This is a genomic window from Spirillospora sp. NPDC127506 (genome assembly GCF_040302145.1).
In the GTDB taxonomy this organism is placed as follows: Bacteria; Actinomycetota; Actinomycetes; order Streptosporangiales; family Streptosporangiaceae; genus Spirillospora.
The window spans coordinates 138,912-154,223 of the sequence record NZ_JBEORG010000003.1; the positions used below are offsets into that span (position 1 = coordinate 138,912).

Below are 15,312 nucleotides of genomic sequence, written 5' to 3' on the forward strand. Positions count from 1 at the left end.
CGCGTCAGAGCTCCGCCTCGGCGTAGTCCTCCGGGGAGAACTCGATGCGGGGCTGCGCCAGCTCCAGGAGGTCGAACGCCTCGGCGACGGTCGCCGTCCAGCCGATGGCGTCCCAGATCCGGGGGCGGGCGAAGCCCTGCTCGGTGAGCCCCTTCATCAGCTCGCGCAGCGGCTCGTACACGCCGGTCGGGTCGAGGATGACGACGGGCTTCTCGTGCATCGCGAGGACCCGGGCCGTCCACACCTCGAACAGCTCCTCCAGCGTGCCGATGCCGCCGGGCAGGATGAGGAACGCGTCGCTGCGCCGGTCCATCTCGCCCTTGCGGGTGCGCATGTCCGGCGTGACGATCAGCTCGTCGTTGTCCTCGTCGGAGATCTCGACGCTGACCAGGCCCTCCGGGATCACCCCGACGGTGCGGGCGCCGCCGGCCCGCGCGGCGCGGGCGACGGCGCCCATGCACGACACCTGGGCGCCGCCGCTGACCAGGCTGTGCCCGCGCCTGGCCAGCTCGGCGCCGACCTCGGCGGCGAGGTCGCGGTACACGGGGTCGATCTTGCTGCTGGACGAGCAGAACACGCAGACGGCGAGGGGCTTGGGCGAAGTCACCAGGCCAATCTAACCGCTCGGCGCGGGCCGTTCAGTGCGACGCGAGGTCCCGGCGCCGCCAGCCCGCGAGGCCGAGCGCGGACAGGCCGGCGGCGAGCAGGACCAGCCAGGCCAGGGGCACGGCGGTGAAGTCCTCCCCGATCTTGGGGATGTGGGTGAACGGCGAGACGTCCATGGCCCACTGCTCCAGGCCGAGCGCGGCGCCGAACAGCGTGACCAGCGCGCAGAGCGCCACCCCGGCCCAGGCCCCGGCCGCGGTCAGCCCGGGGACCAGGCCGAACAGCGCGAGCGCGAGCGCGGCGACGAGCCAGACGGCGGGCAGCTGCGCCAGCGCGGCGCCGAGGACGCGCGGCACCGCCCGGCCGGGATCGCCCGTGTCCAGGCCGTGCGCCAGCCCGGCGGCGAACCCCGCGACGCCGAGCAGCGCCGCCGGGCCGAGCAGGGCGAACAGCAGATGGCTGGACGCCCAGCGCAGCCGCCCGGTCGCGGTGGCGAGCAGCGGCTCCGCGCGCTGCCCGGTCTCCTCGGTGCGCAGCCGCAGCACGGCCGCCACCGCGTAGGCCGACCCGATCAGGCCGAGCATGGCCATCACGGCTGCGAAGTAGGCGTCGGTGATGCCCTCCTGCCCGCCGATCCGCGTGAAGATCTCGGCCAGGTCCGGGTTGTCCTCCACCATGTCCCGGACGCCGCCCGCGACGGCGCCGTACACGACGCCGAGCGCGGCGAACCCGGCCAGCCAGCCGTAGAGCGGGCGGCTCTGCAGCCGCCAGGCGAGCCCGAACGGGCCGGACAGCCGGGCCGGCGCGCCGGCCGGCCCGAGCCTCGGCGGCAGCACGCCCGCGCCCACGTCCCGGCGCGCCGACAGCACCCCGGCCGCGGCGACCAGCGCCGCGGTGAGCGCGGCCGCCAGCGCGAGCGTCCACCAGCGTTCGCCGCCGTAGGCGCGGATCCGGTTGATCCAGCCGAGCGGGGTCGCCCAGCCGAGCCACGACAGGGCGTTGCCCGCGCCGCCGACGTCGGCGGCCATCCGGACCGCGAACGCCCCGCCGAGCGCCGCGATCGCCGTTCCGCGCGCGGCGCCCGCGCCCTCGCTGAGCTGCGCGGTGACGCCCGCGACGGCCGCGAAGACCCAGCCCGCCGCGGCCATCTGCAGGCCGAAGGCCAGCGACCCGGCGAACGGGAGGCCCTGGGCGGCCATCCCGGCGGTGAGCAGGGCCGCGAGGACGAGGTTCGCCGCCATCGTCACGACGAGCGCGGCGGCGAGCCCGGCGCCGCGTCCGGTGACGGTCGCGCCGAGCAGCTCGCGCCGGCCCGCCTCCTCCTCCGTGCGGGTGTGCCGGATGACGGTGAGCGCGCTGATCAGCCCGATCACCACCGGGATGAAGCCGGAGCGCTGCGCGATGATGCCGCCGAGGCCGGTGCCGTACAGCGGCCCGTAGAGGGCCAGGAAGGTCGGGTTGTTCCCGGTCGTGTGGGCGTACTGGAGCCGGTCGGCGGCCTCCGGGTAGAGGCTGTCGGTGGCGCCGACGAACCCGAGCGGGATCACCGCGAGCCAGATGACCCAGGCGGGCAGCAGGAACCGGTCGCGGCGCAGGATCAGCCGGGCCAGCCCGCCGGTCCCGGTCAGCGCGCTCAGCCGCGCCCTCCGCGGGGGCGCGGCCTCCGCCGCCCCCAGGTCCGCCTCGCTCATCGCGCCGCCTCCTGCAGCTCGTCCTTGTAGTGGCGCAGGAACAGCTCCTCCAGCGTCGGCGGGCGGCTGACCAGGCTCCGCACGCCGATCTCGGTGAGCGCGCGGAGCGCGGCGTCGAGCTGCGGAGTGTCCACCTCGAACTTGACGGTGGTGCCGTCGGCCTCGACGTCGTGGGCGCCGGGCAGGGCGTGGCCGTCCAGCGGCGCGGCCAGCTCGGCGTGGATCGAGGTGCGGGTCAGGTGCCGCAGGTCGTCCAGCGTCCCCGACTCGACCGCGACGCCGTTCCGGATGATCGTCACCCGGTCGCAGAGCGCCTCGACCTCGGACAGGATGTGGCTGGACAGCAGGACGGTCCGGCCCGCGCGCCGCTCCTCCCGGACGCACTCCTGGAAGACCTCCTCCATGAGCGGGTCGAGGCCGGAGGTGGGCTCGTCGAGGAGCAGCAGCTCGGCGTCGGACGCGAGCGCCGCGACCAGCCCCACCTTCTGCCGGTTGCCCTTGGAGTAGGCGCGGCCCTTCTTGCGCGGGTCCAGCTCGAACCGGTCGAGCAGCTCGGCCTTGCGGCGCGGGTCCATGCCGCCGCGCATCCGGCCGAGCAGGTCGATGACCTCGCCGCCGGACAGGTTCGGCCACAGCGTCACGTCGCCCGGGACGTAGGCCAGCCTGCGGTGCAGCTCGGTCGCGTCCCGCCAGGGATCGCCGCCGAGCAGCCGGACGGTGCCGGCGTCGGCGCGCAGCAGGCCGAGCAGCACCCTGATCGTGGTCGACTTCCCGCTGCCGTTCGGGCCGAGGAAGCCGTGCACCTCGCCGGCCTGGACGGTCAGGTCGAGGCCGTCCAGCGCGCGCGTCCGGCCGAAGCTCTTGACCAGGCCGGATACGGATATCGGAGGCGTGTTCGCGGTCACCGGTTCTCCTTGTGGGGGACCTGCCCGCCGGCGGCGGGCATGTTCTTGAGGGCGGCGCGCGTCTGCTCGACCAGCTCCGGCGACAGCAGGTCGTCGGTGAGGATCTCCAGCGTCGCGAGCGCCATCCGGGGGTAGCCCTCCGCCGTGAACGTGTCGGCGCCGAGGGCACGGGAGATGTGGTCGTGCAGGACGACCATGCCGACGCTCATCGCGGTCAGCACGGTGGCGTAGGCGTGCAGGTCCTCGGTGCGGGGCCTGGCCATCCCGGGGGCCCCGCGCTCCAGGAGCTCCTCGCTGAACGCCACCGCGTCGTCGAAGAGCGTGTTCGCGGCCGCGGAGCCGTCGGTCAGGGCGCGGGCCAGGTAGCGCTGGACCGGCAGCGCCGTCCGCATCGCGATCGTCAGGAAGCCGGGGTCGGCCATCCCGCCGCCGAGGGCCTCCCGCTTGGTCTCGCGGATGACCTCGATGACGTACCGGTCGCACGCCTGGCGCAGCCCCTCCTTCGTCCCGAAGTGGTGCTGCACCAGGGCGGGCGAGACCCCGGCGGCCTTGGCGATGCCGCGGATCGTCGCGCCCTTCACGCCGTGCTCGGCGAACTGCAGCAGCGCCGCGTCCCTGATCCGGGCCCGCCCGGTCAGATCCTCGGCTCGCTCGGCCGGCATCCCAACCCCCTGTACCGATGTTCAGTAACCTGTACAGCCGCACACTGTACTCTTGTACAGGCCATCGTCAAGGGAGCCGCACCCCGTCAACGAGCAGGGGCCGACGGGCAGGGGCCGACGGGCAGGGGCCGAGGGGCCGGGGTCAGCCGCCGGGCAGTTCCCCGAGCGTCACCTGGACGGTCTTCTTCGAGCCGTCCGGCTTCTGGAGGTCGACCTTCGCCGCGTCGCCCGGCTTGAGGTTCGCGAGCACCGACGACAGCGCCGTCTGGTCGGGCGTCGCGGTGCCGTTGACCGCAAGGATCAGGTCGCCCGGCTGGATGCCCGCCTTGGCGGCGCCGCCGCCGTTCTGGACGTCCACGACGGCGACCGCCGTCCGCCGCCCGCTCTGCGGGTCGACGATCGTGCGGACGGTCACGCCGAGCGCCGCCCGGCCGGAGTTCGACACCTTCCCGCTCCGCACGAGCTGCGGCACGATCAGCTTGACGGTGTTGCTCGGCGTCGCGAACCCGATGCCGGCGGCCTGCCCGCCGACCGACGGGTCGGACGCTGCGGCGGTGGGGATGCCGATGACCTGCCCGTCCAGCGTGACGAGGGCGCCGCCGCTGTTGCCCGGGTTGATCGCCGCGCTCGTCTGGATGGCGTCGGCGATCGTCGACCCCTGGAAGTCGCCCTCGCCCTTGGTCGAGACCGTCCGGTGCAGCGCCGAGACGATCCCGTTCGTCACGCTCCCGGCCAGCCCCAGCGGGTTCCCCATCGCGAGGACGATCTGCCCGACCCGGGCCTTGCCCGAGTCGCCCCACGACGCCGGCTTGAGGTTGCCGCCGCTCACCTTGACGACGGCGAGGTCGTCGGCCGCGAACGCGCCCACCAGGTCGGCGTCCAGCGTCGCGCCCCCGCCGGAGGACGTCACCTGGATCTTCCTCGCCCCCGCGACCACGTGCGCGTTCGTGACGATGTGGCCCTGCCCGTCGTAGACGACGCCGGAGCCCTCCCCCCGGTCGGTCTGGATCTTCACCACCGACGGCAGCACGGCGTCCACGACCTTCTCGTACTGCTTCTCCAGCTCCAGCCCCGATCCGGAGACCGGCGCCGACGTCCGCACCCCCGCCGTCGACGCGGCGTTCTCGGCGTCCCCGCCGCTGCACCCTGCGAGCGCCAGCGTCCCCGCAACCGCCAGCGCGCAGGCCCTGAGTCTCGCGTTCCTGTCCACGCTCCACCTCCGCAATGAACAGTTCCCACCGTCCAGAGAACAGGCGTTGAAGAGGTCATCTTTTGGTATTGCCGCGTTACTTCGGCCACATCGCGGCTAGGCGTATCCCGCCCGGCGATACGCCGCGGAACCGATGGCGAGGCGCGAGGGGGACCCGTGTGCGGCAGCGAGACCCGCAGCATGCTCCAGCCGTTCCTCCTGCTCCTCATCCACCAGCGGCCCGGCCACGGCTACGACCTCATCGAGAGGCTCGCGGCGATGGGCGTGACGGGCGTCGAGCCGGGACACGCCTACCGGGTGCTGCGCAACCTGGAACGGGAGCGGCTGCTGACGTCCCGCTGGACGCCGTCGGACGCGGGGCCCGCCCGGCGCCGGTACGAGCTGACGCCCGAGGGCCTCGCCGACCTCCGCGCCCGCGTGGCGAGCCTGGCCCGCTTCGGCGGCGTCCTCGATTCCTTCCTGGCCCTGTGGAGCGAGGGGCCGCCCGACCGTGAGGAGCGGACATGGCAGCAGCAGCGGCCGCGGCGGTCCAGGCCGCGTTCGACCGCCGGACCGGCCCGGGGCGCGCGCTGGGCGGGGACGCCGAACTGATCGCGCGCGCCTGCCGGGACATGGCGGTGCGCTTCCACCGCGGCGGGAAGCTCCTGGTGTTCGGCGCCGGCGGCGCGGCGGCGGACGCCGAGCACGTCGCCGTCGAGTTCACGCACCCGGTCGTCGTCGGGAAGCGCGCGCTGCCGGCGATGTGCCTGCCCGGCGCGTTCGCCGAGCGGACGCGGCTGTTCGGGCGGCCGGACGACATCGCGCTCGGCATCTCCGCCGACGGGCACTGCGCGGACGTGCTGGAGGCGCTGCGGGAGGCGCGCGCGACCGGGATGGAGACCGTCGCGCTGCTGGGCGGGGACGGCGGCGCCATCGCCGCGAGCGGCGCCGCCCGGCACGTCCTGATCGCGCGGTCCGGCGACCCGCGCGTGGTGAAGGAGGTGCACGTCACCGCCTACCACATCCTGTGGGAGCTGGTCCACGTGTTCTTCGACCAGCCGGGGACGCTCGAAGGGGAGGCCGCCCGATGACGGAGCCGTGCCACGACGAGGTCTGCATCACCTGCTCGGACGCGGGCGTCCAGGCGCGGGTGCGGGAGGTCGGGGACGGCGGGCTCGCCGTCGTCGAGACCGGCAACGGGCCGGAGGAGGTCAGCGTCGCGCTCGTGGACGCCGGGCCGGGCGACGTCGTCCTCGTCCACGCCGGAGAGGCCATCGCCGTCGTGAGGGAGCGGTCATGAGCGTCGAGTCGCTGTATCCGTTCCTCTACGCGGACGGGGCCGACGTCGAGTCGGTGCTCGCCGACGTCCGGGCGTCGACCGAGGAGAAGGCCGCCGAGATCGTCGCGCTGCGCGCGTCGCTCGCCGGGCCGCTCGGGGACCGGCTGGTGCGGTGCGCGCGGGACGCGGCCGCCCGGTTCGCGGACGGCGGGCGGCTGCTCTGCTTCGGCAACGGCGGCAGCAGCACCGACGCGCGGCAGGTCGCCGAACTGCACGCGAGCCCGCCCCCGCCGGCCCGGCCGCTGCCGGCGCTGTCCCTGCCGCACGACGTCGCGTCGGTGACCGCGCTGTCCAACGACGTGGGGTTCGAGGTCGTGTTCGCCCGGCAGATCGCCGCGCTCGGAACGCGGAACGACGTCGCGATGGCGCTGTCCACCAGCGGCGGCTCGGAGAACCTGCTGCGCGGCCTCGACGAGGCGAACCGGCTGGGCATGCTGACCGTGGGGTTCGCGGGCTACGACGGCGGCCGGATGGCCGAGGCCGGCCGGGTGCGCCACCTGTTCGTCGTGCCGTCCGCGTCCGTCCACCGGATCCAGGAGGCGCAGACGACGGTGTACCACGTGCTGTGGGAGCTGACGCAGTCCGCGCTGCGCGGGGAGCTGTGACGCTCGCCGCGCGGCGCGGCGGCGCCGCCGGCCGGGGGCCGGTCAGCTGAGCGTCGCCTCCTTCACGCGCTCCCGGGTGAACCGGCCGTAGTTGTAGTAGGCCGCGCACGCCCCTTCGGACGAGACCATGCACGTCCCGATCGGCGTCTCCGGGGTGCACGCGGTGCCGAAGACCTTGCACTCCCACGGCTTGATGACGCCCTTGAGGACCTCGCCGCACTGGCACGCCTTCGGGTCGGCCACCCGGACGCCCGGCATGTCGAAGACCCGCTCGGCGTCGTGGACGGCGTACTCCTCGCGGACCCGCAGCGCCGAATGGGAGATGAACCCGAGGCCGCGCCATTCGAAGTGCGGCCGCAGCTCCATCACCTGGTTGATCGCCTGGAGCGCCTTGGCGTTCCCGTCCCAGGGGACGACCCGCGTGTACTGGTTCTCGACCTCGCAGCGGCCGTCGGCGAGCTGCCGCAGCAGCATGTGGACCGCCTGCAGGATGTCGAGGGGCTCGAAGCCCGCGCAGACCAGCGGCTTGCCGTAGCGGTCCGGGATGAACGAGTACGGGCGGCAGCCGATCACCGTCGACACGTGCCCGGGTCCGAGGAAGCCGTCGAGGCGCAGATCGGGCGAGTCCAGGATCGCCTTGATGCCCGGCAGGATCGTCACGTGGTTGCAGAAGACCGAGAAGTTCCCGACGCCCTCGGCCGCCGCGCGCAGCACGGTCATCGCCGTGGACGGGGCGGTCGTCTCGAACCCGATCGCCATGAAGACCACCCGTTTGTCCGGGTTCTGCCGGGCGATCTTCAGGGCGTCCAGCGGCGAGTACACCATCCGGATGTCGGCGCCCGCCGCCTTGGCGTCGAAGAACGAGCCCGTGCCGCCGGGCACGCGCATCATGTCGCCGAACGACGCCAGGATCACGTCGGGGTGGCTCGCGATGTGGATCGCGTCGTCCACCCGCCCCATCGGGATGACGCAGACCGGGCATCCCGGGCCGTGGACGAGCGAGATGCTCTCCGGCAGGTAGTCCTCCAGGCCGTGCTTGTAGATGGTGTGGGTGTGGCCGCCGCACACCTCCATGAACTTGTAGTGCCGCCCGGGCTCGCACAGCGCGGCGATCCGCGCGGCCAGCGCCTGGGCCCGGTCGGCGTCGCGGTACTCGTCGACGAACCGCATGCCCGCCCTTCCCTCCGTCAGGTGATGTCGGATCCGGCGAGCGCGTCCAGCTCGTCGGTGTAGGCCCGGCCGAAGCCCCGCAGCAGCTCCAGGGTGGCCGCCGCCTCCGCCTCGTCGATCTTCGACATGGCGAACCCGACGTGCACCAGCACCCAGTCGCCGGGGGCGAGCGCGTCCCGCCCGAGCAGGCCGATGTTCACCGCCCGCCGGACGCCGGCGACCTCCACCTTCGCGAGGTCGCCGCGCCCGGCCGGCAGCTCGACGATCTCACCCGGGATGCCGAGGCACATCCGCCGTACCGTCCTTCCCGGTCGCGTGCGCGGTCCCGGTCACGTGCGCGGTCCCGGTCACATGCGCTCGATCCTGTAGTAGCGGACCATCGCCGGGAACTCCTTCCAGAGCAGCGCGATCGTCCCGGCGGCGGCCATCGAGCCCAGCGCCATCCACAGGCCCCGGCGCTGCTTCTCCGCCTTCATCCTTCTCTTCACCGTGTTCCCCCCTTTTCGGTGCACCGCGCCGGCGTCAGCCGGGCGGCAGGTTCGGCATGACGGGCAGGATCGGGTTCCGCTTCCGCGGGCGGATCCCGGTCGACCGCCGCGCGTCGGCGGTGCCGTCCATGTGGTGTCCGGCCTCGTGCCCGTAGGCGCCCGACCGGTTGCCCTGGCGGACGCCCTTCACATGCGAGGGCGTGTCGGGCTTCACGTCGGGCTTCCCCACGCGGATCTCGGCCATGGTCATCCCTCCCGGCTCTTCTCGGCGGCGTCGAGGCGGCCGAAGAACGCCTCGATCTCCGTCCAGACGCGGTCTCCCCCGGACAGGCCCGTCCACGCCTCGCGGACGGCGGCGACGAGCCGGTAGCAGTCGTCGATCGGCACCAGCCACTGCTCGTCGGCGCCCTTGACGGTGCTGACGAGGAGCGCCTCGGCCCCGGGGCGCAGCGTCGCCAGCTCCGGGCAGCCCGCCGTCGCGGCCGCCCAGGCGTCCGGGTCCACGGTCCACGCGGTCGCGCCGGCCGGGCTCGGGTAGCGGGCCGCCACGGCGCCGTCCGGCTGGACGACGAAGAAGGCGAGCCCGACCGGGACGCCGAGGCCGGCGGTCCGGACGCCGGCGAGCCTGATCCGGCGGTCGGGGACGAGCCGGTAGTGGCCCTGCCCCGCGCCGTCCTTCTCGAACAGCAGGGCGCAGGCGCGGCAGGCGCACAGCGGCTCCCCGCTCCGCTCGTCGAGGACGTGGGCGTGGTCGTCGCCGGCGGGGGCGGAGCACAGCCCGCACGCGTCGGCCGCGTCCGGTCCCCCGGCGGACACCCGCTGCACCAGGCGTTCGAAGGCCCCCGCCGTCATGGCGTGCCGTCCCCCGCCGGGACCGGGCGCCGCATGAGCGCGTCGACCGGGACGAAGGCGGCGGGCCGGGCGCGCGCCGGCTCGACGAACTCGACCTCCGCCGCGTCCGGGGCCGCGGCGAGCACGGCCTCCCGGACGGCCTCCCTCACCTGCCCGGCCCCGCAGCCGCAGCCGCCGCCCGCCAGCCGGACGCGGACGATCGCCCCGTCCATCCCGGCGAACTCGGCGGCGGCTCCCCGCCGCGCCATGGCGTCCAGGGCCCGGACGATCCGCTGCTCGGCGGGCTCCGGGTGGAGGCCGTGGAGGATCAGCAGATGGCCGAGTAGCTCGTCGTCCATGATCTTCTCGGCTAGCCGGCCCGGGGCGCGGTCCATGACCCGGGCGAGCGCCTCCCCGTACACCTCGGTGAGCATGGCGACGGCGGACATGGCCGTCCCGGCGGTCGCGCCGGGCGTGCGCTCCAGCGTGCCGAGCGCCGCGTCGAGCCCGGCCAGCCGGTCGGCGACCGCCGCCGCGCCGAGCCGCCGCGGGCCGTCCCGCCCGCCGTCCGTCCCGCCGGCGCGCACGCCGTCTTCCGGCGCAGCCGGGGCAGCCGGGTCGGCCGGGTCAGCCATGGGTCGCCCCGAACATCGGCGAGTGCAGCTTCTTCAGCTCGCGGCCCTTGCCGAGGTACATGTGCACGCCGCACGGCAGGCAGGGGTCGAAGCTGCGCACGGCGCGCATGATGTCGACGCCCCGGAAGTCGTCCGGGCCGTTCTCCTCGAAGATCGGCATGTCCTGGACGGCGTCCTCGTACGGGCCGGGCGTGCCGTAGCTGTCGCGCGGGCTGCCGTTCCACGGCGTCGGCGGGTACGGGTGGTAGTTCGCGATCTTCTTGTCCTTGATGACGAGGTGGTGGGACAGCACGCCGCGCACCGCCTCGTGGAAGCCGCATCCGATGCCCTCGTCCGGCACCTCGAAGTCGTCGAAGATCCTGGTGTCGCCTTCCCGGACGAGGCCGAGGCCCTTCTCCAGGAAGTACACCGCCATCGCCGCCGCGTACGCCACGAAGTAGACCCGGGCGCGGTCGCGCTCGATGGCGTTGGACCACTGCGGGATCCGCCATTCGAGCGTCGTCTCCGGCAGCTGCTCGCCCTTCGGCAGCGAGATCTTCACGCTGGAGCCGGTCGACTTCACGTACGGGGTGTCGACGATGTTCGCCAGCGCCGTCGTGTAGAGCCGCGCGAACGGGCCGCCGCCGGTGTCCAGCGCCAGGTGCTCCCGCGTGTCCGGGTTGAACCAGCGGGGGCTCATCACCCAGCTGTACTTGTCGTCGAAGTCGCGCTTCTGCGGGACGGGCAGCGTGGTCTGGTTCCACGGGTGCCGCATGTCGACGGGGTTGCCGAGCGGGTCGTGGGTGACGAACGGCTCCTCGTTCACCCAGTCGTCGTAGTAGGAGCTGCCCAGCAGGATGCGGATGCCGAGGTTGATGTCGACGAGGTCGGTCGTGAGGAGCTTGCCGTCGACGACGATGCCGGGGGTGACGTACATCGCCTTGCCCCAGCGGTTCATGTTCTCGTACTTGTAGTCGCAGACGTCCGGGTCCTGGAACGCGCCCCAGCACCCGAGCAGGACGCGCCGCCGTCCGACCTCCTCGTATCCGGGCAGCGCCTCGTAGAAGAAGTCGAAGACGTCGTCGTTCATCGCGACGGCCTTCTTGACGAAGTCGACGATGCGCATCAGCCGCGACAGGTAGTCGGTGAACAGCGTGGGGCTCGGCATCGTCCCGACACCGCCCGGATAGACGGTCGACGGGTGCACGTGCCTGCCCTCCATCAGGCAGAACATCTCCCGCGTGGTGCGGCTGACCTGGAGCGCCTCCTTGTACACGGCGCCCTCGAACGGGTTGAACGCCTCCATGATGTCGGCGATCGTCCGGTACCCGTGGACTCCGGCGTTCGGCGCCTGCGTGTTCCGCGCCCTCTTCAGGACGCTCGGGTTCGTGTCCTTCACCATCGCCTCGCAGAAGTCCACGAAGACGAGGTTGTCCTGGAAGATCGTGTGGTCGAACATGTACTCGGCGGCCTCGCCGAGGTTGAGGATCCACTCGGCGAGCGGCGGGTTCTTGATGCCGTACGCCATGTTCTGCGCGTACACCGAGCAGGTGGTGTGGTTGTCGCCGCAGATGCCGCAGATGCGGCTGGTGATGAACCCGGCGTCCCGCGGGTCCTTGCCCTTCATGAACACCGAGTAGCCGCGGAACAGCGACGACGTGCTGTGGCACTCGGCGACCCTGCGGTTCGCGAAATCGATCTTGGTGTAGATGCCGAGGTTGCCGATGATGCGGGTGATCGGGTCCCACGACATCTCCACGAGCTGCCCCGGCTGCGCGCCGGCGGGCATCTGCTCGGTCGTTGCCATTCGTGCCGTCCTCTCGCTGTGGTCGTGTTCCGCGGCCCGGACCCTTCCGCTACGGCCGCCAGCGCGGGTTGTAGCCGCTGGTCAGCAGCTCGCGGTCGTGGTGCCACTTCGGCTCCTCGTTCACCGTGGCGTTGGTGATCCCGCGCATCCGGCGGATGAACGCCCCGTAGGGCTTGATCATCATCGAGGAGAGGGTGCCGCCGGGCGGGGCGTCCATGAACGGCATGAACTTGTCCGGGAAGCCCGGCATCGTGCAGCCGATGCAGATGCCGCCCACGTTCGGGCAGCCGCCGATGCCGCCCATCCAGCCGCGCTTCGGCACGTTGCAGTTGACGACCGGGCCCCAGCAGCCGACCTTCACCTGGCACTTCGGCGAGTTGTAGTCCTGGGCGAAGTCGGCCTGCTCGTAGTAGGCGGCGCGGTCGCAGCCCTCGTGCACCGTCTTGCCGAACATCCATTGCGGGCGCAGCTTGTCGTCCAGCGGCGGCGGCGGCGCCGCCCCGGCCGCGTGGTACAGGACCCAGGTCAGGGTCTCCATGAAGTTCTCGGGCTGCACCGGGCAGCCGGGGACGTTCACGATCGGCAGCGCGCCCGCCGACCTGAAGTCCCAGCCGAGGTAGTCCGCGAGGCCCATGCAGCCGGTCGGGTTGCCCGCCATCGCGTGGATGCCGCCGTAGGTGGCGCACGTGCCGGCCGCGACGACCGCCCACGCCTTCGGCGCCAGCCGGTCGATCCACCAGTTCAGCGTGAGCGGCTCGCCGGTGTCCGGGTCGTTGCCGAACGACGACCAGTAGCCGTCCCCGTTGATCTTCTCGTTGGGGACCGAGCCCTCCAGCACGAAGATGAACGGCTCCAGCTCGCCGCGCGCCGCCGCCCGGAACGGCGCGAGGAACTCCTCGCCGCCGAGGGTCGGCGACAGGACCTTGTTGTGCAGGTGCACCTTCGGCAGGCCCGGGATGAGCCCGGTGACCACGTCCTCGATCGCCGGCTGGGCCGACGCCGTCACCGACACGGTGTCGCCGTCGCAGCTCATGCCCTCGGAGATCCACAGGATGTGGATCTCGTCGAAGCCCTTCGCCTCGGTCATGGCGTTACCTCCTCGTCTGCGGGGGCGTCAACGGTGATCGACTCCAGGACGACGTCCTCGTGGCCGGCGGTCCGCACGTCCACGGCGCCGCAGGCCGGGCAGGCCGCGAGCGCCAGGGCCGAGTCCACCGGCGTCTCCGCGCCGCAGCGCGCGCAGCGCACCGACAGCGGCTCCAGCACCAGGTCGATGCCGGCGCCTTCGGCGAGGGTGCCCAGCGCCGCCACCCGGACGCCCTGCTCGATCACCCCGCGGTCGACCGGGTGGCCGCCGACGCGGACCCTCATCCCCCGGACCGGGCGGCCGTCCGCCCGCCGCAGCGCCGCCTCGACGATGGCCTCGCACATCCCCAGCTCATGCATGCGCCCGCTCCACTTCCGTGCTCGCCTCGTCCCGGGCCAGGTCCGTCACCAGCGCGACCGCCTCGTCCAGCACGGCGCGCACGGGCTCGGACAGCTCCATGCGCTCGTCGACGGCGGCGGGCCGGCAGCCCACCACGAGGACGCGCCCCACCTCGCCGCCGAGCTGCCGCAGCAGCCGGAGGACGGCCATCGGGTGCATGCCGTGGCCGTCCACGGCGGGCGGGGCCAGCGGATCGGACGGGTCGAGGCCGGCGACGATGCCGTCCACGGCCGCCGCGTCCACCTCGATGACGGCGAGGGTGCCGGGCTCCCCCTCCACCGGCACCGCGTCCACCATGATCAGGACGCCGTACCGGCCGTTCAGCAGCTCGTAGGCCAGGTGGACGCCGCGGATGCCGTAGTCGGCGACGTCCACGTTCTCCGGGAGGCCGGCCGCGGCCATCCGCCGGACCACCTCGACGCCGAACCCGTCGTCGCCGAGGAAGACGTTGCCGATCCCGGCCACCAGCACCCGCGGGCTCATGGCGCCTCCCCGGCGGCGTCCCGCGCGGTGAGGGGCTCGACCTCGTCGGGGGCGAAGTAGCGGAACCGGCCGTACCACTGGTTGAGCTCGGCCGCCGGATCGTCCTCGACGGTGACGGCCAGGTGCGCGGCGTCGTCCACGTCGGTGAGGACGGCCTCGACGCGGGCGGTCCGGCCGTCCAGGAACCGGTCCTGGGGGTCGGTGCCGCGCGTCCGGGGCCGCAGCCGGACCCGGCTTCCCCGCCCCACGTCGACGCCCGCCACCACCACTCTGCCGGACGCCGCGCCGGGAACCGGCTCCCGGGAGCGGATCGCGCCGTGCAGGCGGGAGAACACCTCCCGCGGCATCGACTCGGTCCGGTCCAGGATCGCGGCGGCCCGCGCGTCGGTGCCGCGCGCCTCCCGCTTCTCGGCGTCGGTCAGCGTCAGCGTCCGCAGCGACAGGATCTCGTCGATCTCCGTCGCGTCGTGCAGGTCGCCGGGGCTCTCCGGGGCGACGCGCGGGTGGTCGTACAGCAGGATCGGCGAGGACAGCACCGTGTGCCGCTCGCCCTCCGGCCCGGCCAGGACGGGGAAGACGTGGACGTTCGCGCACTCGCCGGCCGCCCGCCGCGCCCACTCTGGCGGGTCGAGCAGCGAGACGAAGGCGCCGCCGTCCGTCCGGAGCAGCACGTGGCAGGCGAGCAGCGAGCAGCGCAGCGCCTCGTCGCGGGACGCGGAGCCCGGCGTGCCGGTGCCGGCGTTGTCGATCCGCACCCGGATCCGGTCGAGCGGGCGCGCGGCGTCGCAGCGCTCCGCCGACACGGTGACGGACGCCGTCAGCGGCCACCGCCGCCGGACCACCCGGCCGGCCGCGCCGCCCGCCTCGTCCAGGACGGGCTCGGCCTCCTCGCCTCCCGGGACGTGGACGGTGAACCTCTCCTCGTCCCGGAGCACGTCCCCGAGGCGGAACTGGAGGTCGAATTCCTGCGGCACGGCCTCGTCGAAGGAGAATTCCGCGCGCTCCCCCGCGTCGAGTGAATCGACCGGTTCGTGGCGGCCGCCGGGGAGCCGCTTCTCCACGCCCTTTCTCTGCAACTGGAGAAAACGGACACGGAAATGGACGACGGTGTCGGGCCGCGCCTCGATGAGGCATTCGGTCCGCTGCCACGCCGCCTCGGCCGAGCCCGCGACGCCGGTGTCGTCCAGGCCGTGCTCCCGCGCCCACGCGGGCGGGACGAGCACGCCGAACTGCCAGCGCACGCGGTTCTTGCCGGACGAGCGCCGGTACGGATAGAGCAGGTATCCCTCGTAGAGGACCGCGTCGGCGACCGCCCGCGCGTGCTCGAAGCCGGTCACGTGAATGAACCTCCCCCGCGGCATGCGAAAAGCGTGGAGCCTTTCACCCGCACGGCCTTTCTGCCGTGAAACCGATGCGGGAGCCGGCCACTCTCTGTA

20 protein-coding genes are annotated in these 15,312 nt (G+C 73.3%); 4 read left to right on the forward strand and 16 right to left on the reverse strand.

Translation table 11 applies throughout. The features are described from left to right. Positions 1–4: 4 nt before the first annotated feature. From ABTW95_RS05020 to ABTW95_RS05040, 5 genes are all read right to left on the reverse strand, one after another. Positions 5–607 (reverse strand): LOG family protein, encoded by a 603-nt coding sequence (locus ABTW95_RS05020; protein WP_500224699.1) that lies wholly within the window; start codon positions 605–607, stop codon positions 5–7. A 31-nt stretch (positions 608–638) separates the two neighbouring features. Next, on the reverse strand, positions 639–2,297 hold the full coding sequence (locus ABTW95_RS05025) for an ABC transporter permease (RefSeq protein ID WP_396453019.1): 1,659 nt from the start codon (positions 2,295–2,297) through the stop codon (positions 639–641). After that, positions 2,294–3,202, reverse strand: coding sequence for an ABC transporter ATP-binding protein (locus ABTW95_RS05030; RefSeq protein ID WP_500224700.1), 909 nt, complete (start codon positions 3,200–3,202; stop codon positions 2,294–2,296). Before ABTW95_RS05030 ends, ABTW95_RS05025 begins: the two co-directional genes overlap by 4 nt. After that, positions 3,199–3,864, reverse strand: coding sequence for a TetR/AcrR family transcriptional regulator (locus ABTW95_RS05035; protein ID WP_500224702.1), 666 nt, complete (start codon positions 3,862–3,864; stop codon positions 3,199–3,201). Before ABTW95_RS05035 ends, ABTW95_RS05030 begins: the two co-directional genes overlap by 4 nt. Before the next feature lie 142 nt (positions 3,865–4,006). After that, complete coding sequence (locus tag ABTW95_RS05040) at positions 4,007–5,074, reverse strand: S1C family serine protease (RefSeq protein ID WP_500224705.1); 1,068 nt, start codon at positions 5,072–5,074, stop codon at positions 4,007–4,009. A gap of 156 nt (positions 5,075–5,230) precedes the next feature. Between ABTW95_RS05040 and ABTW95_RS05045 the strand changes: the two genes are divergently transcribed. Genes ABTW95_RS05045 through ABTW95_RS05060 form a run of 4 tightly spaced genes read left to right on the forward strand, consistent with a single transcriptional unit; the run spans position 5,231 to position 6,997 of the window. Continuing rightward, a complete protein-coding gene (locus ABTW95_RS05045; protein ID WP_500224707.1) occupies positions 5,231–5,665 on the forward strand; it encodes a helix-turn-helix transcriptional regulator in 435 nt (144 codons plus the stop codon). Next, complete coding sequence (locus tag ABTW95_RS05050) at positions 5,578–6,144, forward strand: phosphoheptose isomerase (RefSeq protein ID WP_500224709.1); 567 nt, start codon at positions 5,578–5,580, stop codon at positions 6,142–6,144. Before ABTW95_RS05045 ends, ABTW95_RS05050 begins: the two co-directional genes overlap by 88 nt. Next, the gene (locus ABTW95_RS05055; RefSeq protein WP_500224712.1) at positions 6,141–6,353 is read left to right on the forward strand and encodes a HypC/HybG/HupF family hydrogenase formation chaperone; all 213 of its coding nucleotides are present in this window, start codon (positions 6,141–6,143) and stop codon (positions 6,351–6,353) included. Before ABTW95_RS05050 ends, ABTW95_RS05055 begins: the two co-directional genes overlap by 4 nt. Then, positions 6,350–6,997 (forward strand): D-sedoheptulose-7-phosphate isomerase, encoded by a 648-nt coding sequence (locus tag ABTW95_RS05060; RefSeq protein WP_500224713.1) that lies wholly within the window; start codon positions 6,350–6,352, stop codon positions 6,995–6,997. Before ABTW95_RS05055 ends, ABTW95_RS05060 begins: the two co-directional genes overlap by 4 nt. Before the next feature lie 42 nt (positions 6,998–7,039). Here ABTW95_RS05060 and hypD read toward each other — a convergent pair whose 3' ends face one another. From hypD to ABTW95_RS05115, 11 genes are read right to left on the reverse strand one after another with little or no spacing between them, the layout of a single operon-like run. Then, entirely contained in the window at positions 7,040–8,167 is a 1,128-nt protein-coding gene (hypD, locus tag ABTW95_RS05065) for a hydrogenase formation protein HypD (protein ID WP_500224716.1), read from the reverse strand. 17 nt (positions 8,168–8,184) lie between these two features. Then, positions 8,185–8,457, reverse strand: coding sequence for a HypC/HybG/HupF family hydrogenase formation chaperone (locus ABTW95_RS05070; RefSeq protein WP_500224718.1), 273 nt, complete (start codon positions 8,455–8,457; stop codon positions 8,185–8,187). 57 nt (positions 8,458–8,514) lie between these two features. Continuing rightward, positions 8,515–8,655 carry a hypothetical protein gene (locus ABTW95_RS05075; protein ID WP_500224720.1) on the reverse strand — a complete coding sequence of 47 codons (141 nt, stop codon included), beginning with the start codon at positions 8,653–8,655 and terminating at the stop codon, positions 8,515–8,517. Positions 8,656–8,689: 34 nt separating this feature from the next. Then, the gene (locus tag ABTW95_RS05080) at positions 8,690–8,899 is read right to left on the reverse strand and encodes a hypothetical protein (RefSeq protein ID WP_500224723.1); all 210 of its coding nucleotides are present in this window, start codon (positions 8,897–8,899) and stop codon (positions 8,690–8,692) included. 2 nt (positions 8,900–8,901) lie between these two features. Continuing rightward, positions 8,902–9,507 (reverse strand): DUF5947 family protein, encoded by a 606-nt coding sequence (locus ABTW95_RS05085; RefSeq protein WP_500224725.1) that lies wholly within the window; start codon positions 9,505–9,507, stop codon positions 8,902–8,904. Further along, positions 9,504–10,121 carry a NifU-related iron-sulfur-binding protein gene (locus ABTW95_RS05090; RefSeq protein WP_500224726.1) on the reverse strand — a complete coding sequence of 206 codons (618 nt, stop codon included), beginning with the start codon at positions 10,119–10,121 and terminating at the stop codon, positions 9,504–9,506. The genes ABTW95_RS05085 and ABTW95_RS05090 overlap by 4 nt, the downstream gene beginning before the upstream one ends. Then, positions 10,114–11,907, reverse strand: a complete 1,794-nt coding sequence (locus ABTW95_RS05095) for a nickel-dependent hydrogenase large subunit (RefSeq protein ID WP_500224729.1) — start codon at positions 11,905–11,907, stop codon at positions 10,114–10,116. The genes ABTW95_RS05090 and ABTW95_RS05095 overlap by 8 nt, the downstream gene beginning before the upstream one ends. A gap of 49 nt (positions 11,908–11,956) precedes the next feature. Next, the gene (locus ABTW95_RS05100) at positions 11,957–12,994 is read right to left on the reverse strand and encodes an NADH-quinone oxidoreductase subunit B family protein (RefSeq protein ID WP_396453026.1); all 1,038 of its coding nucleotides are present in this window, start codon (positions 12,992–12,994) and stop codon (positions 11,957–11,959) included. Further along, complete coding sequence (locus ABTW95_RS05105) at positions 12,991–13,353, reverse strand: hydrogenase/urease maturation nickel metallochaperone HypA (protein WP_396453027.1); 363 nt, start codon at positions 13,351–13,353, stop codon at positions 12,991–12,993. The genes ABTW95_RS05100 and ABTW95_RS05105 overlap by 4 nt, the downstream gene beginning before the upstream one ends. Beyond that, positions 13,346–13,876 carry a hydrogenase maturation protease gene (locus ABTW95_RS05110; protein WP_396453029.1) on the reverse strand — a complete coding sequence of 177 codons (531 nt, stop codon included), beginning with the start codon at positions 13,874–13,876 and terminating at the stop codon, positions 13,346–13,348. The genes ABTW95_RS05105 and ABTW95_RS05110 overlap by 8 nt, the downstream gene beginning before the upstream one ends. Then, a complete protein-coding gene (locus ABTW95_RS05115; protein ID WP_396453030.1) occupies positions 13,873–15,213 on the reverse strand; it encodes a hypothetical protein in 1,341 nt (446 codons plus the stop codon). Before ABTW95_RS05115 ends, ABTW95_RS05110 begins: the two co-directional genes overlap by 4 nt. Positions 15,214–15,312 lie beyond the last annotated feature (99 nt).

Bases quoted from the DNA above. Each gene is read 5' to 3' on its own strand.
- ABTW95_RS05025 (WP_396453019.1), bottom strand. From the start codon at position 2,297: ATGAGCGAGGCGGACCTGGGGGCGGCGGAGGCCGCGCCCCCGCGGAGG.
- ABTW95_RS05035 (WP_500224702.1), bottom strand. From the start codon at position 3,864: ATGCCGGCCGAGCGAGCCGAGGATCTGACCGGGCGGGCCCGGATCAGG.
- ABTW95_RS05050 (WP_500224709.1), top strand. From the start codon at position 5,578: ATGGCAGCAGCAGCGGCCGCGGCGGTCCAGGCCGCGTTCGACCGCCGG.
- ABTW95_RS05055 (WP_500224712.1), top strand. From the start codon at position 6,141: ATGACGGAGCCGTGCCACGACGAGGTCTGCATCACCTGCTCGGACGCG.
- ABTW95_RS05060 (WP_500224713.1), top strand. From the start codon at position 6,350: ATGAGCGTCGAGTCGCTGTATCCGTTCCTCTACGCGGACGGGGCCGAC.
- hypD (WP_500224716.1), bottom strand. From the start codon at position 8,167: ATGCGGTTCGTCGACGAGTACCGCGACGCCGACCGGGCCCAGGCGCTG.
- ABTW95_RS05070 (WP_500224718.1), bottom strand. From the start codon at position 8,457: ATGTGCCTCGGCATCCCGGGTGAGATCGTCGAGCTGCCGGCCGGGCGC.
- ABTW95_RS05080 (WP_500224723.1), bottom strand. From the start codon at position 8,899: ATGGCCGAGATCCGCGTGGGGAAGCCCGACGTGAAGCCCGACACGCCC.
- ABTW95_RS05085 (WP_500224725.1), bottom strand. From the start codon at position 9,507: ATGACGGCGGGGGCCTTCGAACGCCTGGTGCAGCGGGTGTCCGCCGGG.
- ABTW95_RS05090 (WP_500224726.1), bottom strand. From the start codon at position 10,121: ATGGCTGACCCGGCCGACCCGGCTGCCCCGGCTGCGCCGGAAGACGGC.
- ABTW95_RS05095 (WP_500224729.1), bottom strand. From the start codon at position 11,907: ATGGCAACGACCGAGCAGATGCCCGCCGGCGCGCAGCCGGGGCAGCTC.
- ABTW95_RS05100 (WP_396453026.1), bottom strand. From the start codon at position 12,994: ATGACCGAGGCGAAGGGCTTCGACGAGATCCACATCCTGTGGATCTCC.
- ABTW95_RS05105 (WP_396453027.1), bottom strand. From the start codon at position 13,353: ATGCATGAGCTGGGGATGTGCGAGGCCATCGTCGAGGCGGCGCTGCGG.
- ABTW95_RS05110 (WP_396453029.1), bottom strand. From the start codon at position 13,876: ATGAGCCCGCGGGTGCTGGTGGCCGGGATCGGCAACGTCTTCCTCGGC.